This is a genomic window from Streptomyces sp. So13.3 (assembly GCF_005860785.2).
Classification (GTDB): domain Bacteria; phylum Actinomycetota; class Actinomycetes; order Streptomycetales; family Streptomycetaceae; genus Actinacidiphila; species Actinacidiphila fildesensis.
Genome location: NZ_CP048835.1, coordinates 494988 through 521927 on the forward strand (window position 1 = coordinate 494988; position 26940 = coordinate 521927).

The window sequence follows — 26940 nt, forward strand, 5'->3', positions numbered from 1 at the left end:
CGCGACCAAAACCGTGTTCGGCGAGAACTTCGCGAGCTGGAACAGCAGTTACGACGGCCGACCGATCCCGCTGGAGGAGATGCGGGAATGGCGGGACACCACCGTCAAGCGCATCAGGACGCTCCGTCCTCGCCGTGTGCTCGAAATCGGTGTCGGAACCGGTCTCCTGCTCTCTCAGCTCGCGCCCGAGTGCGATGAGTACTGGGGGACCGACTTCTCCCCCACCGTCATCAGGGAACTTCAGGCCCAGGTCGACAACGATCCCGTCCTGCTCCAGCGGGTTCGCCTGAGGACGCAACCCGCCCACGACTTCGGCAGTCTGCCCGACAACCACTTCGACACCATCGTGCTCAACTCCGTCGCCCAGTACTTCCCGAACGCCGGCTATCTCGAGCAGGTGCTTCATCACGCCATCCGCGCTCTCGCTCCCGGCGGTGCGGTGTTCGTGGGGGACGTCCGTAACCCCCGCCTGCTGCGCACTTTCACCACCGCGGTCCAGGCCGCCCGCGCCGACGACGCCGACACCGCCGCCATCCGCCGCGCCGTCGAACAGAGCCTCGTCCTCGGCAAAGAACTCCTCATCGACCCCGAATACTTCACCGCCCTCACCCACCACATCCCCGACATCGCCGGCACCGACATCCAACTCAAACGCGGCACCGCACACAACGAACTCACCCGCTACCGCTACGACGCCACCCTCTACAAAACCGGCATCACCCCCCACCCCCTCACCCACACCCCCCACCAACCCTGGGACCAGAACGCCGACGATGCCACCGCCAATCTGGCCGACCTCAGGCGACGGCTCGCGACCCAGCAGCCCGTCGAACTCCGGGTCACCGGAGTCCCCAACCCTCGCCTCACCCACGAGCTCGCCCTGCAGCACGCCCTCGATCACAACGCTCCTCTTCCCAGCCACACCTCCCTCCTCCATATCGACCTGGAGATGTTCCATCAGCTCGGCGACGAGCTCGGGTACTGGAGCGGCATTACCTGGAGCACCCATGACGTCGACACGGTCGACGTCACCTACATCGTCCGGAGTCGGCTGGCCGCCGGCACCCCGACCCATACCTACACACCGGTCGATACCAGTGGATCTGGAGCAACCCTCTCGACCTGGGTCATCAACCCGGCCACCCACCGCGGCACCGCCGCCCTCCTCACCGCCCTCCGCGAACACACCCGCCAACACCTCCCCGACTACATGCAGCCCGCCGCCATCGTCCCTCTCGATCGCCTGCCACTGACCGCCAACGGCAAGCTCGACCGCGCCGCTCTGCCGGCGCCGGACTTCGCGTCGGTCGGGTCGGGCCGGGACGCACGAACCCCGCAGGAGCAGATCGTCTGCGACCTGTTCGCGCAGGTACTGGGGCTGCCGCGGGCCGGGGTCGACGACGACTTCTTCGACCTGGGCGGCCACTCGCTGCTCGCCACCCGCCTCATCGCGCAGATCCGATCGGTCTTCGGCGTCGAGGTCGGTCTGCGCACCCTCTTTGAGGGCCCGACGCCGGCCGCGGTGGCGGCCCTGCTCGACACTGCTGCACCTGGACGACTGGCACTCACCGTTCGGGCGCGGCCCGAGGTCATGCCGTTGTCATTCGCTCAGCGCAGGTTGTGGTTCATCCATCAGATGGAGGGGCCCAGCGCCACCTACAACATTCCGCTCGCACTCCGCCTCACGGGCGAACTCGACCGGGACGCACTACGGTCCGCGCTCGGTGACCTCGTCGCCCGGCACGAAAGCCTGCGCACCGTCTTCCCCGAGATCGACGGCACCCCCTGCCAGCACATACTGGACTCCGAAGCCGCCGCGCCGCGTGTGACCGTCATTCCGACGACGGAAGCCGAGCTGGCGACCGGACTCGAACAAGCAGCCCGGCACGCCTTCGAGTTGGCCGTCGAACCTCCCCTGCGAGCCGATCTCTTCGAGCTCTCCTCCCAGGAGCATGTCCTGCTGCTGGTGGTCCACCACATCGCGGGCGACGGCTGGTCGCTGGGACCGTTGGCTGCCGACCTCACCCATGCCTACACCGCCCGGACCCAGGGAGAGACGCCTCATTGGGTTCCGCTGCCGGTGCAGTACGCGGATTACACGCTGTGGCAGAACGAACTACTGGGCGACCAGAACGACCCCGACAGCCTCTTCGCCACCCAGATCGACTACTGGACGAACACCCTGGCCGATCTTCCCGACCAGCTCACCATCCCCACCGACCGGCCCCGGCCGGCCGTGATGACCTACCGCGGGGACTACGTCACCGTCGCCATCAACCCCGAACTCCACCAGCGTCTCGCCGACCTCGCCCGATCCACCGGGACCAGTCTGTTCATGGTCCTCCAAGCAGGCCTCGCCTCCCTGCTGACCCGCCTCGGCGCGGGCCACGACATCCCCCTCGGCAGCCCCATCGCCGGCCGCACCGACCAGAACCTCGACCACCTCATCGGATTCTTCGTCAACACCCTCGTCCTGCGCACCGACACCACCGGCGACCCCACCTTCACCCAACTCCTCAACCAGGTCCGCGAAACCTCACTCGCCGCCTACGCCCACCAGGACGTCCCCTTCGAATACCTCGTCGAAATCCTCAACCCCACCCGCACCCTCTCCCACCACCCCCTCTTCCAAATCATGCTCGCCCTCCAAAACGCACCCGAAGGAACCTTCCAACTCCCCGGACTCCGCATCGACCTGGCACCCGGACGCACCGGAACCGCAAAATTCGACCTCTTCTTCAGCCTCGCCGAACAACGCGGACCCAACGGCGAGCTCCAGGGGATCGGCGGTGCTGTCGAGTACTCCAGCGATATCTACGACGCACCCACGGTCCATGCCCTGTTCGACCGCTGGATCCAGCTCCTCGACACCGCGACCGCCCACCCCGATCAGCCGCTCAGCACCATCGACGTTCTCACCCCTGCCGAACGCCACCAGCTCCACCACACCTGGCAGGACACCGCACTGTCCCTGCCCGAAGCATCGCTCGCCGACCTCTTCACCCGCCAGGTAGCGAAAACCCCGGACGCCCCCGCCGTCATCACCACCGACAGCACCCTCACCTATCAGGACATCGATGCCCGCGCCAACCACCTCGCGCACCACCTCATCGCCCGCGGAGTCCGCCCCGGCGATGCCATCGCTGTCCTGCTCCAGCGCTCACCCGAGACCATCACGACGCTCCTGGCCCTGATGAAGACCGGCGCCGTCTACGTCCCCCTCGACACCCGCTACCCCGCCGAGCGCATCCACCACATCCTCGAGCAGACCAACACCACACTCGTCCTCACCGACACCACCTCACAAACCGCACTGCCGACCACCACGGCCGACCTCCTCATCTCCGAGACCACGCAGCTCAACCAACATGACCAGCACGCACCCGATGTCACGGTCCAGCCGGACGCCGCCGCGTACGTGATGTACACCTCCGGCTCCACCGGCACCCCCAAAGGCGTCGTCGTCACCCACCGCAACGTCACCTCACTCGCCCTCGACCCCCGCTTCGATCCCCACGCGCACCAGCGGGTTCTGCACCACTCACCGTCCGCCTTCGACGCCTCCACCTACGAAATCTGGGTCCCACTCCTCAACGGCGGCGCCATCGTCATCGCCCCCGCCGGCGACCTCGACATCCCCCTACTGCAGAAAACCATCACCGAACACCACGTCACCGCAGCCTGGCTCACCAGCTCCCTGTTCAACGTCATGACCGAACACCACCCCGAAACCCTCACCGGGGTGCAGCAGATCTGGACCGGCGGCGAAGCCGTATCCGGTGCATCCGTCCAACGCCTCCAACAAGCCTGCCCCACCACCACCGTCACCGACGGCTACGGACCCACCGAAACCACCACCTTCGCCACCTGCTACCCCATCCCCAACCCCTACACGGGCAACGCCACCGTGCCCATCGGCCGCCCCATGGCCAACACCCGCATATACATCCTCGACAACCACCTCCAACCCGTCCCACCCGGCGTCACCGGCGAGCTCTACATCGCCGGCACCGGCCTCGCCCACGGCTACCTCAACCAACCCGCACTCACCGCAGAACGCTTCACCGCAGACCCCCACAACCCACAACCCGGCACACGCATGTACCGCACCGGCGACCTCGCCCACTGGAACGGCGACGGCAACCTCGAATACACCGGCCGCGCCGACCACCAAATCAAAATCCGCGGCTTCCGCATCGAACCCGGCGAAATCGAAAAAGTCCTCACCGACCACCCCGACATCACCCAAGCCGCCGTCATCACCCACGAAAACCAACCAGGTGACGCTCATCTGGTCGCCTATGTAGCAGCCGACCGTTCCGTCCCGACGAGCGACGAGGATGAGCGGGCTCAGATAGGCGAGTGGCAGGAGCTCTACGACTCCCTGTACACGGGGTCCGGTGCTGAGTTCGGTGAGGACTTCTCCGGCTGGAACAGCAGCTACGACGACAGCGCGATTCCGTTGTCGGAGATGCGGGAATGGCGTGAGGCGACCGTCGAGCGGGTCAGGGCGCTCAAGCCCGGCCGGGTCCTCGAGATCGGCGTCGGTACCGGCCTGCTGCTGGCGAAACTGGCGCCCGAGTGCAGCGAGTACTGGGCGACGGATCTCTCCCCGACCGTCATCGAGGCGATGCGGTGCCACGTCGATGCCGATCCCGAGCTCGCCGGGCGCGTCACCCTGCGCGCCCAGGCAGCGCACGAGCACGACGGACTCCCGCAGGGTCACTTCGACACGGTCATCCTGAACTCCGTTGTCCAGTACTTCCCCAACGCCGAATACCTCCGGCAGGTCATCGAGCAGGCCGTACGCCTGCTCGCTCCCGGCGGAGCCCTGTTCGTGGGTGACGTCCGCAACCCCCGCCTGCTGCGCACTTTCACCACCGCGGTCCAGGCCGCCCGCGCCGACGACGCCGACACCGCCGCCATCCGCCGCGCCGTCGAACAGAGCCTCGTCCTCGGCAAAGAACTCCTCATCGACCCCGAATACTTCACCGCCCTCACCCACCACATCCCCGACATCGCCGGCACCGACATCCAACTCAAACGCGGCACCGCACACAACGAACTCACCCGCTACCGCTACGACGCCACCCTCTACAAAACCGGCATCACCCCCCACCCCCTCACCCACACCCCCCACCAACCCTGGGACCAGGACATCGACACCCTCGCTGAGCGGCTGCGCAACGAGCGGCCCGAGCAGCTCCGGGTGACGAGCGTCCCCAACACACGCATCGCCGACGATCTCGCCGTCCAGAAGGCCCTGGAGGCCGGCGCACCTCCGGCCGCCCCGCATACGGCGAACGTCGACCTGGAGGCGTTCCACCACCTCGGCGAGGAACTGGGATACTGGACCGCGATCACGTGGAGCAGCCACGACGCCGGCGCCGTCGAGATCACGTACGTCAACCGCCGAGTGCTGGGCGACGCCGCTCCCATCGGCACCTACGCACCGGCGGGTGGCGCCGACGCCGGCACCCCCCTCTCCACCTGGGTCATCAACCCGGCCACCCACCGCGGCACCGCCGCCCTCCTCACCGCCCTCCGCGAACACACCCGCCAACACCTCCCCGACTACATGCAGCCCACCGCCATCGTCCCTCTCGATCGCCTGCCGCTGACCGCCAACGGCAAGCTCGACCGAGCCGCCCTGGTGGCCCTCGACCCCGAGCGCGCCGACATCGGCCGCGCTCCCGGCACTCCGCAGGAGCAGGTCGTCTGCGAGCTGTTCGCGGAGACCCTCGGCCGAAGTGTGGTCGGCGTGGACGAGGACTTCTTCGAGCTGGGTGGACACTCACTACTGGCCACTCGGCTGATCGCCCGACTGCGCAGCGCGTTCGGCGTCGAGCTGGGGCTGCGGAGCCTGTTCGAGGCGCCCACCCCGGGGAAGATCGCGGCACGGCTGGATGTGGACGATCCGGACGGCTCGTACGAGGTGGTGCTGCCGCTGCGCACCCGGGGCAGCCGGCCGCCGTTGTTCTGCATCCACCCCGGGGGCGGTATCAGCTGGTCCTACAGCGCTCTGATCAAGCACCTCGACCCGCAGTACCCGCTCTACGGCATCCAGGCGCGCAGCCTGGCCCGCCCGGAGCCCCGGCCGGACAGCATCGAGGAGATGGCGGTGGACTACGCCGACCAGATCCAGTCGGTGCAGCCGCACGGTCCGTACCATCTGGCCGGCTGGTCGTTCGGCGGGCTGTGCGCCCACGCGGTGGCCGCTGAGTTCCAGCGGCGCGGTGAGCGGGTGGCGCTGGTCGCCGTGCTCGATGTCATCCCGAACTGGCAAGGGCTGACGCATGCCGACGTTCCTGCCCCCGACGACCGGGTGATGCTCCTGTACCACGTCGGCCTGGTCGACGACGGCAGCCATCGCGACAGCGGCGAGGAGATGACCTTCGCCACGGCGCGGGAGATCCTGCGCCGTCAGGGAAGCGTCCTGGCAAATCTGGAGGAGGACCGGCTTGCGACGATCACCGAGATCTCGGCGAACAACACGCACCTGACCGTCGATTACCAGCCTGGACCGATCGATGGCGACCTGGTGCTGATCGCCTGCTCGGAACAGCAGGACCCGCCCGTCACCGCCGAGGCCTGGCAGCCCCACATCCGCGGCACGGTCGAGGCCCATGTGGTGTCCGGTGAGCATGGAACCATGCTCACCCGCCCGGGCACGCTGGCCCAGATCGGTCAGATCCTGTCGGCCAAGCTCCACGACATCGCCGGTGACGAGTGACGCCCGCCGGCCGCACTTGAGGTTCCTTCCACTCACTGTCTGCGAGGACTGATTTCGATGTTGACCGACGTGCTCTCTGTCGACCTGGACAAAACGTTGGAGGCCGTTGAGGGCTGGCTCAGCGGCTACATCCGGCAACCGCACAGCGAACTCGGGCGATCCGGTCCGGTGTGCCCGTTCGTCGCCCCGGCCCAGGACGCCGACGCACTGGAGATCAGAGTCAGACTCGTCGGACTCACCCCGAGCCAGGCGCTCATCGACGAGATCGTCCGCTGCGGTCTCGACGAGTTCAGCGAGGTCGGCTGGAAGGCGGGCAATCCGAACCTTCGCTCACTCCTCCTCGTACTGCCGGACCTGCCGCCCGAGCACCTGCACCTGCTGGACGCCGCGCACAGCGCGCTGAAGCCCGAGAGCGTGCGCCGCGGGCTGATGCTCGGGCAGTTCCACGAGAAGTGCCGTGAGAAGGCGGCCCGCAACCCGGCATTCGAGGTCAGTTGGGCCCCGGTGCCGATGGTGGCGATCCGCTCGATGGCCATCCACGACGTGCTGTTCCTGGCCGATCGCAGAGACTGGTTCGAGGAGTATGCACGCCGTTTCGGGATCCGCTACCGGAATTCGGCACACGGCGTCGACCCGCTCTTGACCAAGGTGTACGAGCACGCCTCCGCCGTCCACGGTCTGCGGGGCTGAGCGGATGGGCAACGCATCACAGCTGACGGGGTGGCGGCGATGACCGGCGTCGTCGTGTACCGGGGCATGAATCGGGCCACGCTGGACCGGCAGTACTCGCCGAGCTCCCGCGTGCGCAGTCTGCCGGCCTATCTGGACGAGTACCGGCGGCTGAGCGAAGCTGCCCGCCACGACCATCCAGTGCTCACCGGTCTCGCCTACGGACCGCATCCCGCCGAGACGCTCGACTACTTTCCCGGCACGAGCACGAGCACGAGTACGGGTACGGGTACGGGACGCCCGCCCCTGCTGGTCTTCGTGCACGGCGGGAACTGGCAGGCGCTCGGCCGGGCCGATTCGGCCTTCCCGGCACCGCCACTGCTCGCGGCGGGCGCGGCGGTCGCCGTGGTCGAGTACGGGCTGGCGCCTGATGTCGGGCTCGACACGATGGCGGGGATGGTGCGCCGCAGCGTGGACTGGCTGCTGCGGCACGCGGACGGACTCGGATTCGCCCCGGACCGCCTCCACCTGTGCGGGACCTCGGCCGGCGCCCAGCTGGCCGCGATGGCGCTGCTGCCTGATCCGTTCGACGGCCCGGACGTGTCCGGCCGGATCGCCGGAGCGGTCCTGCTGAGCGGCATCTACGACCTCGAACCCGTCCGGCTGTCCTACGTCAATGAGGCGCTGCGCCTGGACGAGGCCGCGGCGCTGCGCAACAGCCCGCTGCTTCTGCTGCCGGCGCGGCCGGCCAAGGTCGTGGTCGCCCGCGGCGGCAACGAGACCGAGGAGTACATCCGGCAGCACGAACGGATGGTGGGGGCGCTGCGGCCCCGGACAGCGGTGACGGAGGTCGTCGCGGACCGGCGCAATCACTTCGACCTTCCCTACGACCTGGGGGTCCGCACGTCACGGCTCGGGAGCGCCGTCCTCGCGCAGATGGGACTGGAAGGGAGCACGACATGACCGCCGAGCAGAGCGCCGGCACCGGGTGCCCGTTCACCGGCGGCGCACCAGCGCACCCGAAGGACGCCACGGTGGCCGCGCCGACGGTTCAGCCGTCGGACGCGTCACCTCCGGGCAGCACCGCATACGCGCACTACGCGCAGATGGATGCGTTGCTTGCGCTGCAGCATCCGCTCAGCACGGCGGACACCGAGCCGGGCTTCATCATCATGAGCCAGGTCAAGGAGCTGCTGTTCAAGCTGCTGCACACAGAATTCAGCACGTCGCGTGACCAGTTGCGCAAGGACCAGCTCGACGACGCGCTGTGGACACTGCGCCGATCGGCCCGGGTGCAGCAGGTCCTTCTGGTGTCCTGGGAGACGTTCTCCGTACTGTCGCCCGTGGAGTTCGCCGAGTTCCGGGACGTCCTCGGTTCCGCGTCCGGTTTCCAGTCGGCCGGCTACCGGCGGTTGGAGTTCCTGCTCGGCAACAAGAACCCGGGGATGGTGGAGCCGCACCGCGGCTCGGTCACCTACCACGAGGTGCTGAATCAACTGCACGAGCCGAGTCTGTACGACGAGGCGCTCGCGCTGCTGGCCCGCCGTGGGCTGCTGGCTGGGGACGACGTCCCGGCCCGTGACGCCGCGCAGCCGTATCGGGCCGGCGAGGAGGTCGAGGCGGCCTGGCGGGCGGTGTACCAGGATCCGATCCGTCACCGTGACCTGCATCTGCTCGCCGAGGCACTCATGGACACCGCTGACCAGTTCGCCCGCTGGCGCTACACCCACCTGGTGACCGTGCAACGGATGCTGGGCGCCAAACCGGGCACCGGCGGCACCGACGGCGTGTCCTGGCTGGCCCGGATCAGCGAGCACCGCTTCTTCCCGGAACTGTGGGCGGTGCGCTCGACGCTCTGACCGACGCGCGGCATCAGGCGTTCGGCACCCGCGAGCGGCACAGCGAAGGATCCCGCAGGACACGACCTGCCCAGCCACAACCTGCCCAGCCACACGACAGACAAGGAGCAGCAATGGAAGGCGGCATCCCTCGCGCGGCGGCCGAGGAGCTGGACGCGGCCGATCCCCTGGCCGCGTTTCGTGAGCGGTTCGTCATCGCCGACCCGGAGCTGATCTATCTGGACGGCAACTCGCTGGGCAGAATGCCCACGGCCACCCCGGACCACCTGCGCGCGGTGGTGGAGCAGGGCTGGGGCGAGGGGCTGGTGCGTTCCTGGCAGGACTGGATCGACTGGGGCAGCCGGCTCGGTGACCGTCTCGCCGAGCACGTGCTCGGGGCCCGCTCCGGTGAGGTGGTGGTCTCCGACTCCACGTCGGTCAACCTGTACAAGCTGGCCGGCGCCGCGCTGGAGGCCGCGCCGGGGCGCGGTACCGTCCTGATGGACGCCGAAGACTTCCCGACCAACCGGTACGTCCTGCAGGGCCTGGCCGCGCAGCGCGGGCTGCGCCTGCACCATGTCCCCTCCGACCTCGACGGCGGCATCGACCTCGACCGGTTGCGCTCCGCCCTGGACCAGGACGTCGCGCTGGTGGTGCTCTCGCTGGTGTCGTACCGCAGCGGCGCGCTGCTGGACATGGCGAGGGTGAACGAGCTGGCCCGCTCGGTCGGCACCCGGGTCCTGTGGGACCTGTCGCACGCGGCCGGAGCCGTTCCCGTGGAACTGGCGGCGACCGGCGCGGAGCTCGCCGTCGGCTGCACGTACAAGTACCTCAACGGCGGACCGGGCTCACCCGCCTACCTCTATGTGCGACGTGAGGTACAGACCCAGCTACGGCAGCCGATCTGGGGCTGGTTCGGACAGCGGGATCAGTTCCGGATGGGCCCCTCCTACGACCCCGTACCCGGCATCGAGCGGTTCTTGGTGAGCACACCACCGCTGCTGTCGCTGGCGGCAATCGACCCGGGTCTCACCCTTGTCGAGCAGGCCGGTGTGGCTCAGATCCGGGCCAAGGGCCTGCTCCTGAGCCAGCTGGTCGCCGATCTGGCAGCTGCCTGGCTGACCCCGCTGGGATTCAGACCGGCCTCACCTACCGCGGCGGAGCAGCGCGGTTCACATGTGTCGCTGCACCACCCGGACGCCTGGCGGATCTGCCAGACGCTCGCTGCGGACGCGAAGGTCATCAGCGACTACCGGACCCCGGACCGGCTGCGGCTCGGACCGTCCCCGCTCTACACCCGGTACACCGAGATCTGGGACGCGATGGACCGCCTCCGCGAGGTCGCCGAACGGCGGACCTATCTGTCCCGGCCTGCCGGTCTGGCCCGAGTGACATGACATCCCGGTCGATGCCCAGCGCCTCGCCCCCGAACCCCTCCACCTCATCCGATACGGAGTAGCCATGTCAGACCCGTCCCCGCTCACCACCGATGGTCTGGTCCAGATCCTCTTCGGTTCGTCGGCCTTCCAGATGCTCAACGCCGGCCGCAACCTGGGCCTGTTCCCGCTCCTCCACCAGAAGCCGGGGCTGACGGCGCAGGAGATCGGGGAAGAGCTCGGTCTGGCGGACCGCCCGACCCAGATCCTGCTCCTGGGCACCACCGCGCTGCAGCTGACGACCCGCCAGGACGACCTCTACCGCAACGCCGATGTCCTGAGCGGCATGTTCGCGGACGGAACGTGGGACATCATCGAGGACCTCATCGAGTACGAGGAGCGGATCGTGCGCCCCGCCGAAGTCGACTTCACGGACTCACTGCGCGCCAATACCAACATCGGCCTGCGGCGGGTCAAGGGAACCGGCACCGACCTGTACCACCGGCTGTCGGCCGATCCGGACCTGGAGCAGCTGTTCTACCGCTGCATGCGGTCCTGGTCCCGGCTGTCGAACCCCATCCTGCTCGAGAAGGCCGACCTGACCGGAGTGCGCCGGGTACTCGACGTCGGCGGCGGCGACGGTGTGAACGCCATCGCCCTCGCACAGGCGAATCCGGGGGTCGAGTTCACCGTCCTCGACCTGCCGGGGACCGTGGAGATCGCCCGCCGCAAGGTAGCCGAGCACGGCCTGAGCGACCGGATCTCCGTACGCGAGGCCGACATCTTCGCCGACGCCTACCCCGCAGGGCACGACTGCGTGTTGTTCGCCAACCAGCTGGTGATCTGGTCGCCGGAGCAGAACGTGCGCCTGCTGGGCAAGGCCTACGCGGCCCTGCCGGACGGCGGACGGGTGCTGGTGTTCAACGCCATGTCCGACGACAGCGGCGACGGACCCCTGTACGCGGCGCTCGACAACGTCTACTTCGCGACCCTGCCCGCCGCGAGCAGCACCATCTATCGCTGGGGCCAGTACGAGGAGTGGTTCGCCGCGGCCGGATTCGCGAAGGCCGAGCGGCTCCCAGGCGGCCGGTGGACCCCGCACGGCGTGATCAGCGCGGTCAAGTGACGCCCCAGCGAGAACCGGAGCCGACCATGTCCCTCACTACCCACGGCACCTCGTCGACCGGCGGGGGCGCGACGTGCCCCGTCGGCCCGCACATGATGGACCCGGACCTGCTCGCGGACCCGTTCAGCGGGTACGGGCGGATGCGCGAGCAGAGCCCGGTGGTCCGCGGCCGGTTCGTCGACGGCACCCCGGTGTGGTTCGTGACCCGCTTCGACGACGTCCGCGCCGTGCTGCGCGACCCCCGATTCCTCAACACGCCCTCCCACGTTCCGGGCGAGGGCGGCACGGATCCACGCGAGAGCATGATGGACCTGCTCAACGTCCCCGAACATCTGCGGGCCTATCTGCTCGGCTCCATCCTGGACAGCGACCCGCCGGACCACCCCAGACTGCGGCGCCTGGTCACCCGGGCTTTCGCGGCTCGCCGCATCCTCGACCTGCGGCCGGACATCGAGCGGATCGCCGACCGGCTGCTCGCCGAGCTCCCGGACCATGAACAGGACGGTGCGGTCGACTTCCTGGAGCATTTCGCGTATCCACTGTCGATCACCGTGATCTGTGAGCTGGTCGGCATCCCGACGATCGATCTCGAACGGTGGCGGGTGTGGGGAGGCGATCTGGTGTCGATGCGGCCCGAACGGCTGCAGCACTCGTTCCCGGTCATGATCGACTACTGCCATGCACTGATCGAGCAGCGCCGCGCCGCGCTGGGGGACGATCTGCTGAGCGCGCTGATCCGGGCCCAGGACGACGACGGCAGCCGGCTCAGCGACATCGAGATGGTCACCATGATCGTGACCCTGGTGCTGGCCGGGCACGAGACGAGCGCGCATCTGATCGGCAACGGCACCGCGGCACTGCTCACCCACCGCGACCAGCTCGAGCAACTGCGCAAGGACCCGTCGCTGATTCCGCGCGCGGTCCACGAGCTGATGCGCTGGTGCGGTTCGGTGCAGGTGGCACGGCTGCGCTACGCCGCCGAGGAGCTGGAGATCTCCGGGACGCGCATTGCTCGTGGCGACGCGGTCCAACTGGTGCTGGTGTCCGCCAACTTCGACCCGCGCCAGTACCCGGACCCGGACCGGCTGGACGTCACGCGCCACCAGGACGGACAGGCCGAGAACCACGTGGGGTTCGGTCACGGTATCCACTACTGCCTGGGTGCCACGCTGGCCCGGCAGGAGGGCGAGGCGGCCTTCGCCAAGCTGCTGGAGCACTACCCTGATCTGGCGCCGGCCGACGGTGACGCGGGGTGGGACCGCGCGCTGCTCCCCGGCAGCTGGCGGCTGAACTCGCTGCGCCTTCGGCTGCGGGCCTGAGCCGGCCGGTCGCGGGGTGAGGGGGCCGACCGGTGCCGGGCGACCCCATCACTCCGCTGTCCCGCTCAGTTGGCGGACGGCTCGTCCGCCACGGCGATGGCCCGTACAGGACACGACAGGGCGGCCTCCGCCGCCTGCCGCCGCGTCGCTACCTCAGTACCTCCGGGTACGAGCCGGGAGTACCCGTCGTCATCCTGGGTGAACAGGTCAGGCGCCGTCAGGACGCACTGCCCCGAGCCGATACACGTATTGTGGTCAATGCCGATCAGCATGAGCGTGACTCTCCGGTGGTGGGCAGTCAAAGGTCCTTCAGTGATCCAGCCCGTGCGCGGCGGCGCGGTCGAGCGCCGCGACTATCCAGTCCTCGAAGTCCCGTTCAGCCTTGGACGCGGCCTCGCGCCAGAGCTCCACGCGGTCACCGGAGGCGCTGATCCGGGGGATGTGGTCACGTTGGGGTGTGGCCGCCCGGTTGCCCTGACGGCTCTCGCGCAGGGTGGCTCTGAGCTGATTCCTGGACCAACTGTGCTGCTCCGCCCGGTCGAGCCACACATCCGCCTCCGCGGGCGGGAGGGAAGCGACCTCGGCATGGTGGCCGAAGCTGAGAGCCTCGCGCCGTCGCCCGAGCTCGAAATGCCGCGCCACCCAGGCGTAGTTGCGCAGTGTCTGGTAGTCGAGGCCGGCAGCCTCCGCGCCGGCCTGGTAGCGGTCGGCGTACTGTTCCTGGCCGTACACCAACCAGTCCCCCAGGCACCAGGCGGAGGAGTCGGCGATCTGGAAGATGCGCTGTCCGGCCTTCTCCCAGCGGTCGTAAGTGAGTCTGGCTGGGAGCTGCAGGCCGACCCGGGTGGTCAGGATGCGCTCCGGTCCGGCGTTCCGGGGGCGCACTGTCCTACCACCCGTGGTGTGCCTGGCCGTTGATGGCATGATCCGCTGGTTTTCCTTGGTGATGTGCTCCATGTGGTGCTCCCCTGGAATTGAGGCACTGCCAAATCTCGTACCAGTCGTATGCGGCCGGGGGTCGTGATATGTAGCGGCCCAAAAAACCGTAGGTCAACCTTCAAGAATCAGTCAACAATCATTTCCGGTCGGCATATGACCGATCCGGTTGCGTTCCTGGGCTCCCAGCGATCAAGACCGTCCTAAAATCGCCTATAGGTGAGCGCGATGGGAGTCAGCCGCCCGGGGCGGGGGGTACTGCTGCCTTCACGCCTCCACGCGGCGGCGCAGCACCCCGCCCGCCCGGACCGTCCGCCCGTCCGTCCGTCCGTCCGTCAAGGAGCTGACGAGGTGGGGCGGTTGGAGCCGGCCGAGGTGGACAGGACCGCCGCGTCGATGCCGTCGAGGATCAGGTCCAGGCCCACCCGGAAGGCCTCCTTGGCCTCATGGTCCAGATAGGGCGCGGTGTCGCCGCTCCCTTCCTCGACGGCGACGGGGGCGGCGCCCGACTCCAAGGCCGCCACGGCCGGAAAGCGCTGGGCGAAGTCCGGAGCAGCCTCCATGAGCAGCGCGGACCGGACGGACCACCACTCCTCGTCGGACACGCCGGTCGCCGGCCCCGCCTGCTGAAGCTCCGCTGCGACCCGGGCCATCCCGCGAACGAACTGGAAGAGCACGGAGATGACACGACGGACCTTCAACGGCTCCAGCCCGATCCCGTCGAGGATCCGCACCACCGTCTCCAACTGCGTGTACTCGCCGGGGCCGAGTACGGGCCTGGCCTGGGAGACCTGCAGGACCCACGGGTGGCGCAGGTAGAACGCCCAGACGTCGTCGGCCCAGGAGACGACCGCGGGGCGCCATCCACCGCCGGTCTCGTACGCGGTGGGCAGCTCGGCCAGCACACGGTCGTGCATGAGGTCGATCAGTTCGTTCTTGCTCGGCACATAGGTGTAGAGCGCCATCGCGCTCCGCCCGAGCCACACGCCCACCGCCCGCATCGACAGGTCGGCCATGCCCTGCTCGTCGGCCACGGCGATACCCGCCGCCACGATCGTGTCGACGTCGAGACCGGGCTTGGGCCCGGGCGCCGTCCTGGCCTCCTTGGAACCGGCCGTGCGCCAGAGCAGGGCCATCGAACGGCGAGCGTCGCCCTGTCCGGAAAAAACAACCACCTTGCAACTCCTTACCGCATAAAGTAACCTCTTCCACGCATCTCTTTACAGCGTAAAGATATCACGTCGGCACGGGCTGCCCCGGGATGGCCGACGTCCATGGAAGGTTTCCAATGGCAGAACTCCCTGTATCTCTCATCCAGGTCACCGACATCACCCGCGTCACACCGCACATGGCCCGCGTGACCTTCGACGCCGACCAGCTCGACGCCTCCGTCGGCCGGACACCGGACCAGCAGGTGAAGCTCTGCTTCCCCCTCCCCGGCCAGCGGGTGCCCATCCTCCCGGAAGAGGGAGGAGACGCCACGAGCTGGTACTACGCGTTTCTGGCCATTCCGGAGGACGAACGTCCGACGATGCGCAGCTTCACCGTCCGCCGTCGCGTACCGGGCACCAACACGATCGAGATCGACTTCGTCCTCCACGGCGAGACCGGCCCCGCGACCCGCTGGGCCGCCTCCGCCCAGCCGGGCGATCAGCTCGGCATGGTCGGCCCCTCGGCCGTCTACGCGCTGCCGGTCTCGATCGACGACTCGATCGCGAACTCCGACTGGCTCCTGCTGATCGGTGACGAGACCGCCCTGCCCGCGATCGGCACCCTGCTGGAGGCGCTGCCCGAGGGAGCCCGCGCCCATGCCTACATCGAAGTCGCCGACCACACCGAGCGCCAGAGCTTCGAGACCAACGGCGACGTCAGCGTCAACTGGGTGTTCCGCAACGGAACCGCCGCCGGACAGAGCGACGTCCTGTTCGACACCGTAGGCAAGGCCGAGTTCGCCCCGGGCCGCCCCTTCGTCTGGCTGGCCGGCGAGTCGGGCACCGTCCGGGCACTCCGCCGTCACCTCGTTGACGATCGCGGACTGGACAAGCGGTCGATCGCCTTCAGCGGCTACTGGCGGTTCAAGCTGACCCAGGACGACGCGCCGACCGAGCAGGACATGGCCGAGGCGCAGGAGCGGCTGGCCGAGGCGACCGCGGAATGAGCCACAGCGAGGAGTACACGGTCGGGCCCTTACGTGGTCCGAGCCAGGAGCCGTCCGCACACGAGGGAGATCCCATGATCACCGTGCGAGGTCTTGCCCGGCAGTTCGCCCTGCGGGGGCGAACCGTCGACGCGGTCAAGGGCATTGACTTCGATGTGGCCGCAGGCGAACTCGTCGGGTTCCTCGGGCCCAACGGAGCAGGCAAGACCACGACCCTGCGGATGCTGACCACGCTGCTGCGCCCCACCGGCGGGACCGCGACCGTGGGCGGCTGCGATCTGCTGACGGACCCTCAGGGAGTGCGCCGCAGGATCGGCTATGTGGCCCAGGGCGGCTCCACCTGGCCGGAGTCCCGGGTCGGCGAGGAGATCGAGCTGCAAGCCCGGCTGTACGGACTGTCGCGATCGGAGGCCAGACGCCGCGGAGCACTGCTGGCCGAGCAACTCGACCTCGCCGGCTTGGACCAACGTCCAGCCAAGACGCTCTCCGGAGGCCAGCGGCGGCGGCTCGACATCGCCCTGGGCCTGGTGCACGAACCGGCCCTCGTCTTCCTGGACGAGCCCACCACCGGACTGGATCCGCAGAGCCGGGCCAACCTCTGGGACCACGTCCGCCGGATGCGCGCCGAGCAGGGCATGACCGTCTTCCTCACCACCCACTACCTCGACGAGGCCGACGCCCTGTGCGACCGGATCCTCGTGACCGACCACGGAACGATCGTCGCGCAGGGCACCCCGGACGAACTCAAGGCCCGCGTAGCCGGCGACACGATCACCATCGAGGTGTCCGACCGGCCCACCGAGGCCGCCGACGCCGCCCAGCAGCTGCCGGGCGCCCACGAAGTCACCATCACCGACGACACCGTGCGGCTCCGGGTCCCGCACGGCGACGCCGCCCTGCCCGAACTGCTGCGCGTTCTGGACCAGCAGGGCATCACCATGACCTCGGTCAAGGTCAACCGCCCCACCCTCGACGACGTGTTCCTCAGCCTGACCGGTCGCTGTCTGCGCGACGACGAGGCCGCACCACCGGCCCTGGAGGCCACCCATGCTGCATGACACCGGACTCATCTTCACCAGGGACATGAAACTGTCGCTGCGCAATCCCACCTGGCTCCTCATCGGAATCATGCAGCCGCTGCTGTACCTGTTCCTCTTCGGGCCACTCATGGTGACCGTGGTCCGCAACACCCCCGGCTTCCCCTCCGACGACGCCTGGACGGTCCTCACGCCGGCGCTCATCGTGCAGACGGCGTTGTTCAGCGGCTCGTTCGCCGGAGTCGGACTGCTCACCGAGTACCGGGTCGGCGTGGTCGACCGCTTCCGGGGCACCCCGGCCAGCCGGTCCGCCCTGCTGTTCGGCAAGGTACTGGCCCAAGCCGCCCAGGCCACAGCACAGTCCGCCCTGATCGTGGTCGTCACCCTGCTGGTCTTCGACCTGAACGCCCCCGTCTCCGGCATGCTGCTGAGCCTGCTGATCGCCGCGGTGCTGGCCATCACGCTCTCCTCGGGGTCGTACGCGCTCGCGCTGATCCTCAAGAGCGAGGCCGCGTTTCCCTCGCTGATGAACATGGTGCTGCTGCCGCTCCTGCTGCTGTCCGGCGTGCTGCTGCCGGTCACCAGGGAACTGGCCCCCGCCTGGCTCTACAACCTGGCGCGGATCAATCCCCTGACCCACATCGTCGATGCCGAACGTGCAGCGTTCCGAGGTGACCTGCAGGCGACTGGGCTGCTCACCGGTTGCCTGATCCTGTTGCTCATGACCGTGTTGGCGCTGGTCTGGGGCACCCGCACGTTCCAAAAGGAGAACGCCTGACGAACCGTCGGCCGGGCGGGCCGCGGACCGACCCGCCCGGCCGATGACACCCCCTCCCCCGACCACCACCCGAGGTTCCCTCCGGAGCCTCACCCGTACCACCCCGAGGAGCGCATGTGAGTACCGAGGCCATCAAGGTGACCGGTGCGAGGGAGAACAACCTCAAGAACGTCTCGGTAGCGATCCCGAAGAACCAACTGACGGTCTTCACCGGTGTCTCCGGCTCGGGCAAGTCCTCCCTGGTGTTCGACACCATCGCGGCCGAGGCACAGCGCCAGCTCAACGAGACCTTCACCAGCTTCGTCCGCAACTTCCTGCCCGACCAGGGCCGCCCGGACATGGACGCCATCGAGAACATCTCCGCCGCGATCGTCATCGGCCAGAATCGCCTCGGCGGCAACCCGCGCTCCACCGTGGGCACCATCACCGACACCCACCCGCTGCTCCGACTGCTGTTCTCCCGTGCGGGAGAGCCGACCGGCCTTCCGCCGAGCGCCTTCTCCTTCAACAACCCCGCAGGCATGTGCCCGGTCTGCGAAGGCCTGGGCACGATCGTCGAGCTCGACCTCGACGCCTTCGTCGACCGCACCAAGTCCCTCAACCAAGGCGCCCTGCTGCACCCGGACTTCTCCCCTGACAGCTGGTACTGGCTGAGCTACGTGGAGTCCGGCCTCTTCAACGGCGACACCCCGCTGGCCGACTTCACCGATCACGAGTGGCAGCACCTGCTGCACGGCGAGACACCGCACAAAATCCGTCTCAATTGGCAGGGCAACACCCTGAACGTCAAGTACGAAGGCATCGCCGACAAGTTCACCAGGCTGTACATCAAGAAGGAGGACATGTCGGAGCGCGGCCGCCAGGTGTTCCAGCGGTTCACCCGCTCGGCTGCCTGCACCGCCTGCGACGGCACGCGCCTCGCCCCCGCCGTTCGCGCCACCCGCATCGCCGGCCACCACATCGCGGACCTCACCGCGATGGAGACCGAACATCTCGCGGCGGTCCTGGCGGCATGGGACCTGCCCCACGTGAAGCCCGTCCTGAACGACCTGACCTCCCGCCTCCGCCACCTGGTCGACATCGGTCTCGGCTATCTGAGCCTGGACCGGGAGACCCGCACGCTGTCGGGCGGGGAGTCGCAGCGCATCAAGATGGTCCGTCATCTGTCCAGCAGCCTGACCGGAATGATGTACGTCTTCGACGAACCCAGCGTCGGCCTGCACGCCCGGGACGTCCACCGGCTCAAGGAACTCCTGGTCAAACTACGGGACAAGGGCAACACCGTGCTGGTGGTCGAGCACGACCCCGACATCATGGCCATCGCCGACCATGTGGTGGACATGGGACCCCAGGCCGGAACGCTGGGCGGCGAAGTCGTCTTCGAGGGGACCTTCGCCGGCCTCGCCGACGCTGACACCCTCACCGGCCGCCACCTCCGGCACGCTCTTCCCCTGCGGTCCGAGCCCCGGCAGCCCACCGGGACCCTCACTGTCCGCAACGCGAGCGGCCACAACCTCAAGGACGTCACGGTCGACTTTCCCACCGGCGTCCTGACCGTGGTCACCGGCGTGGCCGGGTCGGGAAAGAGCTCACTGGTCAATGACGAGTTCCTGAGCCGGTATCCGGATGCCATCGTCATCGACCAGTCCGCGGTGACGGGCAGCCGGCGGTCCAACACGGCCACCTACACGGGGCTGCTGGACACCATCCGCAAGTTGTTCGCCAAGGCCAACGGCGTCAGTGCCTCCCTGTTCAGCGCCAACTCCAAAGGCGCCTGTGAGAACTGTCAGGGGCTCGGCATGCTCTACACCGACCTGGCGTTCATGGAGACGCTGAAGTCCGTCTGCGAGGTCTGCCAGGGCCGCCGCTTCTCCGACGACGTCCTCGGCTACCGGCTGCGCGGCCGGTCGATCAGCGACGTACTGGAGATGACAGCGGCCGAGGCGGCGGAGTTCTTCACGGAACCCAAGCTCCGCCAGGTCCTGCACGCGCTGACCGAGGTGGGCCTGGACTACCTCCGCCTCGGCCAGCCGCTCAGCACCCTGTCCGGCGGCGAGTGCCAACGTCTCAAGCTCGCGGCCGACCTGCACCGGGTCGGCAGCGTCTACGTCCTGGACGAGCCCACCACCGGTCTGCACATGTCCGACACCCAGCGACTCCTCGGCATCATCGAGCGCCTCGTCGACCAGGGCAACACCGTGATCGTCATCGAGCACAACATCGACGTCATCAAAAGTGCCGACCGGATCATCGACCTGGGCCCCGAAGGAGGCAGCGGCGGCGGCCGGATCCTGTTCGAAGGAACGCCCTCGGACCTCCTGAAGGCCGAGAACTCCCATACCGCCGAATTTCTTCGCCGGGACCTCGCGGGCACATGACGTGTCCGCACGCCGCCACACGGCGACTCCCCTGGCGGCTACGCCCGGGGAGTAGCCGTTTCCTCGGCCGGCACGGCCACTCCTACGACGCCTGACGCCCCCGCGAAGCGGGCTGCACTCCCCCGATCGGCTCGGCTCCCCTCTTCGGCCGCCCGTTCTCGCGATGGCTGATTCCCACTCAGCGACGACTCGCTCACTCCTGGTTGTTTGGCGGACGCCTAATCGAATGACCGCACAAGTGTCCACACATCGCGTTCTGTCATGTTTTGGTTACTGACGGCCCGTTCAAGGCAATGCCATGCCGACGACGACCGGACGAAACCGCAGCGGTGCGCGCAGCGCCCCGCCCGACACCAGGAGTGCCGTGAACCCGATCCTGTTCATCTACGCCAAGGGCGGACCGCCTCTGGAATACGCCCTCCCGAAGATCGCCGCACACGGCGACGTGCATGTACTGGCGCTCGCACCACTGCCGCAGTCCACCGAGATGGCGTGGCAGCCCTGGTGTGCCTCGGTCACCCGCGTGCAGCCGCAGGAGGGTGCGGAGTTGGTGAACCTGATCTGCGCCCACGCCACTCGCGTCGAGGCCGCCGCCGTGCTGACACTCTCGGAATACGCGGTGGTGGCCGTCGCGCACGCCTGCCTGCAGCTCGGTCTGGCCGGTGCGGGCGAGCAGGTGCTGGCCGCCCGGGACAAGCGGCTGATGCGGCAGATCTGGCACGACGCCGGGGTTCCCGTTCCGGGCTTCGCCGAGATCCACTCGTCCGGCGACATCGCCCTCGCCTTCGAATCGCTGAAGCCGCCGCTGCTCCTCAAGGCGGCGTGGAGCGCGGGCTCCACAGCTCACCTCACGGTGCGGAACGAACAGGAGGCGGAGCGCGGCTGGCGGATCGGACGCTCCGTCATGGAGGCGTCGTCCGAGGAGGGTTACGCGGAACTGCACTCAGCGGACGAGGGCGTGAGCGACTTCCTCCTCGAAGAGATCGTCATCGGAGACGCGACCGACTGGTTCGACGGACCCGGCTGGGGGGACTACGTCAGCGTGGAGGGAATCGTCGCCGACGGTACCTACCACCCTTTGTGCATCACCGGACGCATGCCGACCATCCCGCCCTTCACCGAACGCGCCAGCATCACCCCGGCCGCACTGCCCGAGGCGCTGCAACGTCGCATCGAGGACGTGTCCCGAGCCGCGGTCGACGCGCTCGGACTCGGCACCTGCGCCACGCACACCGAGATCAAGCTCGGTGCGGACGGCGCGATGTGGCTGATCGAGACCGCGGCCCGGTTCGGCGGCGTGATGACCACCTGCCGGGTGGAGACCGTTTTCAGCCTGGACATGATCGGCATGCTGGTGCGCCAGTTGCTCGGTGAGAAGGTCGTATACCCGTCGCGGATGCTGACCGAGGGCTCGGGCGCCGCGGGCTCGCTGGTCATCCTCGCCGCCGACACCGCGGGCGAGCCGTGGCAGCACCTTCCGCGCTGGGACTTCGCCGCGGTGGACTGGTCCTCCCTGCTCAGTGGCGGGTCCCGGATCGAGCTCGTCCGCGAGCTCAGTCTCCCGCCCGGCACGGTCATGCCTGCCTACGAGGAGGCCGGAGGAGCCAACTCCATGGCCGCCCTGTGCTTTGTCGCAGCCGATTCCGGCCCCGCACTGCTCGCCGACTGCGGACGCATCGTCGAATCCCTTCCCCACGAGCTCGCCGCCACCTGTCCGACCTCGCGGAGTACCTCATGACGAACTCCGGCACTCCCGTGCCCGGGACGGGCGCACCGACCACGGCTCACCAGGGAGCAGTCGTGGGCAGTGTGCTCACCCTGCCCCTGTTCGAGCAGCTGTGCGGCGTCCTCGGCGGCCACCCTTACGTCAAGGTCGTCGTGGACCGGCAACAGGGTGTGTGGCACATCCTCGACAGCGCCGTGCACTCCTTCCACGTCAACTACATCGCCACCGAGATCCAGGCGCTGACCCTGGAGGAACTCGACTCCGAGCTCGACAGTTTCAACCACAGCGTCTACCAGGACCCGGAGCGCCGGTTCCTGCTCGGTGTCCTGTCCCTGCACTTCGGCGGGCCCGAGGACCAGTCACAGCCGTTCCTGGTGCTGGAGACGACCGAGGCCGACACCATGGGCGCGACGCTGCTCACCGAGTTCTACTCCTTCGTCCGCGAGCAGCTCGACAGCGCGCTGGCGCTGCTGATCAAGCCGGCCAACCACGGCCAGGCGAACGCTCTCACCTCCGTGCCCGAGACCGTGCTGCCGCGCACCCAGGGCCACGAGCTCTTCGCGGCCGCCCCCTTCGTACCGCTCACCCTCGGCTCGGCCGTCGGCCGGCTGCGGGCCTTCACCTCCACCGAGGAGTACCTCGCCGCCCGCCCCGGACTCACGTGGTACGACATCGTCGCCATGCCGGTGGTCCCGGACGACATCCCGCGGCTCGCCGGCCTGATCAACGGCTCGCCCACGACCCCCCTGTCGCACACCAACATGCTGGCGGCCGGCTGGGGCATCCCCAACGCCATCGTGCGCGGTGTCCTGGACCGGATCGCCGCCGAGGACCTCGACGGCGCCTGGATCCGCTACGAGGTGCTGGCCGACACCGCTGTCGTCGAACGCGCCGAGCAGCCGTCCGACCTCAACGAACCGACGTGGCACACCCAGCGCATCAGGCTCGACGCCCCCCAGGTCGCCGACGTCCCCATCGTGCCGCTGAGTGAACTCCGCTCCCACGACCGGCGCAGCTACGGCACCAAGGCGGCCAACCTCGGCGAGCTGCACCATGTGCTGCGCCACGGCTCGGCCCGGCTGACCGGCTACTACTCCGTACCGCGCCCGCCCAGGCCCGACCTGCTCGGCCACCTGGCGGGCCGCCTGCAGACGCCCGAGCACGCCGATCTGGCCGAGGCCGCCGGTGCGTTCCTGGCCCGGCGCGTCAGCGCACCGGAGGGGATAGCCGTCCCCTTCGCCGTCCAGCAGCGATTTCTGGACTCCTCGCCTGCGGTGCAGCAGAGCATCGGCAAGCTGAAGATGGCCCTGGAACTGGATGCCATGGACGCCGTGGACACCGCCTGCGTCCAGTTGCAGCACCTGGTGCGCACCCTGCCGGTGCCCGAGGACCTGGTCAGCGCGCTCGACACGCATCTGGTCAAGCACCTGGCTGGAACGAGCCGCTTCGCTGTGCGCTCCTCCTCCAACGCCGAAGACCTGCCGGGCTTTTCCGCCGCGGGCATCTACGAGTCGCACACCAAGGTCACCGATCTCCCCGGACTCCTGGACGCCATCCGCCACGTGTGGGCGTCCCTGCTGTCCCCCCGTAGCGTGCGGCTGCGCCACCAGGCAGGCATCTCCCTCGACGACACGTACATGGGCGTGATCGTCCAGCGGTACGAGGCATCCCCGCTCGGAGGCGTGATGGTCACCTGCAACCCGACCAACAGGGCCGACTTCCGCAACGTCTACCTGAACTGCGCGCACGGCTCCACCTCCGACATCGTCGACGGCACCACGCTGCCCCTGCAGTACCTCTACAACACCGTGGAGGGCGGCGGCCGTACCATCTCGCTCGGTGCGGCCTCCGAGGACCTGGACCCGCACACGCAGGACCACCTCGGCGAGCTCGCGCTGGCCGGCCGCCTGCTCCAGTCCCACTTCGCCACCGACTACACCTTCGCGGTGCCGCTCGACATCGAATGGCTCCTCGCACCCGGTGGCCGGCTCCACATCCTCCAGCTGAGGCCCTACAGCGCCTGACACCGCCCGGCAGGCCCCACCACCACAGGACTTCCGGTGTGGTGGGGCCCGTCCCCCGTGGTCGCCCGCGCACTCTCGGGGAAGCCGGCCCCTCGCACCGTCCCGCTCATCGACGAAGGTCACCCATGCCTGTTTCCCTGCTCGCGCGTGCGAAGCGCCGCGCCCCCCTGCGCAAGAACGTCCTGCGCGTGATCCGCCTGAACAACGGCTTCCAACTGCTGTTCAACCTGCTGTGGTGGATGCCGGTCTTCTACGAGTACCAGAGGCAGGCGGGGCTGTCGGACAGCCAGATCTTCGGCATCCAGAGCATCTACTACGTGGCGTTCTGCCTGCTGGAAATACCCACCGGTCTCCTCGCGGACCGCATCGGACAGCGACGCTGCCTGCAACTGGGAGCGGCGGTGATGACCGCCGCCAACCTGGTCCCGGTGGCCTGGCCCTCCTTCTCGGGCTTCCTGCTGCACTTTCTGGCCATCGCCGCCGCCCGGTCCCTGGTGTCCGGAGCCTCCAGCGCCTACCTGTACGAGTACCTGCACGCCAACGGTGCCGGCGAGCACTACGTCCAGGCGGAGGGCACCGCGAGGTCCCTCGGACTGTGGGCGAAAATCGCCTGCTGGCCGCTGGTCGGCGTCCTGATGCACCTCCAGCACCAAGCCCCCTACCTGCTGACAGCCGCCTGCACACTCGGTTCGCTGGCCTGCGCCGGCGCACTCCCCGCCCTCGCCGCGGACCACGAGGCACAGCGCCCGCACGCTGAGCGCGCCGGCCTCCTCAGCTCCGCCCGCCAGGCACTGACCTTGCTCAAGAACTCGCGATCTCTGGGACCCTTGATGGTGCAGGGCGTCGCCATCTTCACGCTGGCCCGCATCTGCCAGGTCAACCTCTTCCAGCCGCTACTCCTCGACAAGGCCATTCCGGTCGCCGACCACGGCGCGGTGCTGTCCGCCATGACCGTGGCCGAGGCCGTCGGTTCGGCACGGCCGGGCTGGGTCCGCGGCAAGCTGTCGGACACGGTCATCGTCACCGTCCTGAGCCTCGTGATGGCCCTGTCCCTGGCCGCCACCACCATGGCCGGGGCCATGGCCACCGTCGGATGGCTGTGTGTCTTCGCGGCGGCGACCGGTCTCGCCTACCCGGTCCAGCGGAACCTGATCAACGCGGCGATCCCGCAGACCCCTTACCGCGCAACGCTCCTGTCGTTGGAGTCCATCATCGACCGCGGGGTGTGCGCCCTGGTCGCGCTGGCCGTCGGCGCCTACCTCGCGGCCGACCGCCTCGACGCCCTCCTGGTGCACGCGGCCGTGGGAACGTGCCTGCTGCTTCTGGTCGTCAGCGTCGTCCTGTGGCTCGTCCGTCGTGACCGGGTCCGTCCAGCTCCCGAGGAGGCCTGAGACCTGGTCAATGCCGGGAGAGGGCGTCGGCGGCCCGCGGCGGCCAGGCGGTGGCGTCGAGAATGCCCAGAGCGTAGGCGCGAGCCACCATCGCCGGACGGGAAGCGGCGTCCAGCACACCGCGCAGTCGCCGCAGGTGGTAGTCCAGCGCTTGCCGCGACAGTCCGAGGTCGGAGGCTATGACCGTGTTCGGGCGGCCGCCGGCCATCAACGTGAGCACGCGCAACTGCACCGGACTCAGACGCGGCCTTCCGCGGAACTCGGCGCTCAGCGCGGTCAGAACGGCTGCGATGTGGTCGGGCGCTCCTTGCCTCCTGACCACCGCCAGGTCGGTCCGCAGCACCCTGTTGCCGCCGGAGGCCGTACGGCAGACCACCGAGCCGCTGTACCGGGAGGTCCGTCCCGCGACGAGGTCCGCCCATACGCGCCGCACCGTGCCGTCATCGAGACCACCGTCCAGATGCTCGGCGGCCCAGCTTCCCTCCAGGGCGCTGCGGCCGCTCCCCAGCAGTTGGGCGGCGCCGCCACTGACTCTCCGCACCCGGCCGCTCAGGTCCAGTGTCACGACGGCGAGCCCCGTACGCTCCCGCAACGCGTGCAGTTCCTCGTCGGCGACGGTCTTGTCCTCCAGGACCCGGGTGTGGTCGGTGAGGTCGACATAGATGCCGCCCACACGCGGACCGCAGCCGACGTCGAGCACGAAGCGGTGCCCGGTCACCTGGCGGGGTAACCCGTCGGGATGCCGGAAGGAAAGGGTATGACGGACGGGCCTGCCGGACAGGAGCACCTCGCGGTCGAGCGCGCGGAACATGGCCGCGTCGGCGGGTGTGTCGATCTCCTCGACGGCCCTCCCGACGACATCGTCGGGCTCCCTGCAGTAAAGGTGCGCGTAGGCGGCGTTGACCCACAAATACCGGCCCTGCCCGTCCCGGATGAACGCCGGCGCCGGCGCGAACACGGCAATCGCCTCGAACCACCGCGCAAATTCCGAACGGTCCTGCTGCACCGGCGGCTTCCGGGCCGACGCCTCCCAATTGCCGGGCTCCCGCAGGGCCCGCCCGTCATCCGCTTCTGCGTACATACCCAACTCCCCCATTCTTCATCGGATCCCGTGGTCATCGGCTGGTAATCGGCGCCGGCGTATCGAGTGCAGCGGCCCATCGTCGAACGTGCCTAGTTCCCCACCACACAGACCATGATCGACGATCAGGCCCCTGACGGGCCAGCGCCGGCGATGCACGATTCGTCAGCTCGGCACACCACCCCGTCGACGTGCCGGTGTCGAGCGCACCTGGTGAAGTACGCTCGACACCGGCATCGCGCCTCTCCAGCAGTCCACGCCTCTGCTTCAGATGAGATCTCATGAGCGATACACCTCTCGGATCGGTTGACGCTACGCGCGAAAATTACCTTCCTGGCAAGCTCCACGGCTTTCCAGCGGCCCTTGGAGG

At 68.6% G+C, this 26940-nt stretch carries 18 protein-coding genes; 14 read left to right on the plus strand and 4 right to left on the minus strand.

What is annotated here, in order from left to right; translation table 11 throughout:
- The first annotated feature begins 13 nt into the window (after positions 1 to 13).
- The 7 genes from C8250_RS44695 to C8250_RS02300 all read left to right on the plus strand — a co-directional run bounded on the left by C8250_RS44695 (position 14) and on the right by C8250_RS02300 (position 13061).
- Positions 14 to 6733 carry an amino acid adenylation domain-containing protein gene (locus C8250_RS44695; protein ID WP_346268796.1) on the plus strand — a complete coding sequence of 2240 codons (6720 nt, stop codon included), beginning with the start codon at positions 14 to 16 and terminating at the stop codon, positions 6731 to 6733.
- Positions 6734 to 6790: 57 nt separating this feature from the next.
- Positions 6791 to 7423 (plus strand): DUF6875 domain-containing protein, encoded by a 633-nt coding sequence (locus tag C8250_RS02275; RefSeq protein WP_138352451.1) that lies wholly within the window; start codon positions 6791 to 6793, stop codon positions 7421 to 7423.
- A gap of 39 nt (positions 7424 to 7462) precedes the next feature.
- The gene (locus C8250_RS02280; protein WP_138352450.1) at positions 7463 to 8365 is read left to right on the plus strand and encodes an alpha/beta hydrolase; all 903 of its coding nucleotides are present in this window, start codon (positions 7463 to 7465) and stop codon (positions 8363 to 8365) included.
- Positions 8362 to 9261: a tryptophan 2,3-dioxygenase family protein gene (locus C8250_RS02285; protein WP_138352449.1), complete on the plus strand. Its 900-nt coding sequence runs from the start codon at positions 8362 to 8364 to the stop codon at positions 9259 to 9261. The genes C8250_RS02280 and C8250_RS02285 overlap by 4 nt, the downstream gene beginning before the upstream one ends.
- 113 nt (positions 9262 to 9374) lie before the next feature.
- Positions 9375 to 10637: a kynureninase gene (kynU, locus tag C8250_RS02290; protein ID WP_138352448.1), complete on the plus strand. Its 1263-nt coding sequence runs from the start codon at positions 9375 to 9377 to the stop codon at positions 10635 to 10637.
- 64 nt (positions 10638 to 10701) lie between these two features.
- Complete coding sequence (locus C8250_RS02295) at positions 10702 to 11742, plus strand: methyltransferase (protein WP_138352447.1); 1041 nt, start codon at positions 10702 to 10704, stop codon at positions 11740 to 11742.
- Positions 11743 to 11768: 26 nt separating this feature from the next.
- Positions 11769 to 13061: a cytochrome P450 gene (locus C8250_RS02300; protein WP_232485275.1), complete on the plus strand. Its 1293-nt coding sequence runs from the start codon at positions 11769 to 11771 to the stop codon at positions 13059 to 13061.
- 65 nt (positions 13062 to 13126) lie between these two features.
- Here C8250_RS02300 and C8250_RS02305 read toward each other — a convergent pair whose 3' ends face one another.
- The 3 genes from C8250_RS02305 to C8250_RS02315 form a co-directional block, all read right to left on the minus strand.
- The gene (locus tag C8250_RS02305) at positions 13127 to 13333 is read right to left on the minus strand and encodes a ferredoxin (protein WP_138352446.1); all 207 of its coding nucleotides are present in this window, start codon (positions 13331 to 13333) and stop codon (positions 13127 to 13129) included.
- A gap of 37 nt (positions 13334 to 13370) precedes the next feature.
- Positions 13371 to 14018 (minus strand): LmbU family transcriptional regulator, encoded by a 648-nt coding sequence (locus C8250_RS02310; RefSeq protein ID WP_232485274.1) that lies wholly within the window; start codon positions 14016 to 14018, stop codon positions 13371 to 13373.
- 314 nt (positions 14019 to 14332) lie between these two features.
- Complete coding sequence (locus tag C8250_RS02315) at positions 14333 to 15172, minus strand: TetR/AcrR family transcriptional regulator C-terminal domain-containing protein (RefSeq protein WP_138352445.1); 840 nt, start codon at positions 15170 to 15172, stop codon at positions 14333 to 14335.
- A 113-nt stretch (positions 15173 to 15285) separates the two neighbouring features.
- On the opposite strand from C8250_RS02315, the gene C8250_RS02320 reads away from it, so the two are divergent.
- From C8250_RS02320 to C8250_RS02350, 7 genes are all read left to right on the plus strand, one after another.
- On the plus strand, positions 15286 to 16155 hold the full coding sequence (locus C8250_RS02320; protein ID WP_138352444.1) for a siderophore-interacting protein: 870 nt from the start codon (positions 15286 to 15288) through the stop codon (positions 16153 to 16155).
- A gap of 74 nt (positions 16156 to 16229) precedes the next feature.
- Positions 16230 to 17213: an ATP-binding cassette domain-containing protein gene (locus C8250_RS02325; protein ID WP_138352443.1), complete on the plus strand. Its 984-nt coding sequence runs from the start codon at positions 16230 to 16232 to the stop codon at positions 17211 to 17213.
- The gene (locus C8250_RS02330) at positions 17203 to 17970 is read left to right on the plus strand and encodes an ABC transporter permease (protein ID WP_138352442.1); all 768 of its coding nucleotides are present in this window, start codon (positions 17203 to 17205) and stop codon (positions 17968 to 17970) included. Before C8250_RS02325 ends, C8250_RS02330 begins: the two co-directional genes overlap by 11 nt.
- 116 nt (positions 17971 to 18086) lie before the next feature.
- Positions 18087 to 20348, plus strand: a complete 2262-nt coding sequence (locus tag C8250_RS02335) for an excinuclease ABC subunit UvrA (RefSeq protein WP_138352441.1) — start codon at positions 18087 to 18089, stop codon at positions 20346 to 20348.
- Positions 20349 to 20712: 364 nt separating this feature from the next.
- Positions 20713 to 22086 carry an ATP-grasp domain-containing protein gene (locus C8250_RS02340; RefSeq protein ID WP_138352440.1) on the plus strand — a complete coding sequence of 458 codons (1374 nt, stop codon included), beginning with the start codon at positions 20713 to 20715 and terminating at the stop codon, positions 22084 to 22086.
- A 62-nt stretch (positions 22087 to 22148) separates the two neighbouring features.
- Entirely contained in the window at positions 22149 to 24098 is a 1950-nt protein-coding gene (locus C8250_RS02345) for a PEP/pyruvate-binding domain-containing protein (protein ID WP_307811437.1), read from the plus strand.
- A 125-nt stretch (positions 24099 to 24223) separates the two neighbouring features.
- On the plus strand, positions 24224 to 25489 hold the full coding sequence (locus C8250_RS02350) for an MFS transporter (protein ID WP_138352439.1): 1266 nt from the start codon (positions 24224 to 24226) through the stop codon (positions 25487 to 25489).
- Between the two features lie 7 nt (positions 25490 to 25496).
- Here C8250_RS02350 and C8250_RS02355 read toward each other — a convergent pair whose 3' ends face one another.
- Positions 25497 to 26570 (minus strand): PAS domain-containing protein, encoded by a 1074-nt coding sequence (locus tag C8250_RS02355; protein WP_187144704.1) that lies wholly within the window; start codon positions 26568 to 26570, stop codon positions 25497 to 25499.
- Between the last annotated feature and the right edge of the window lie 370 nt (positions 26571 to 26940).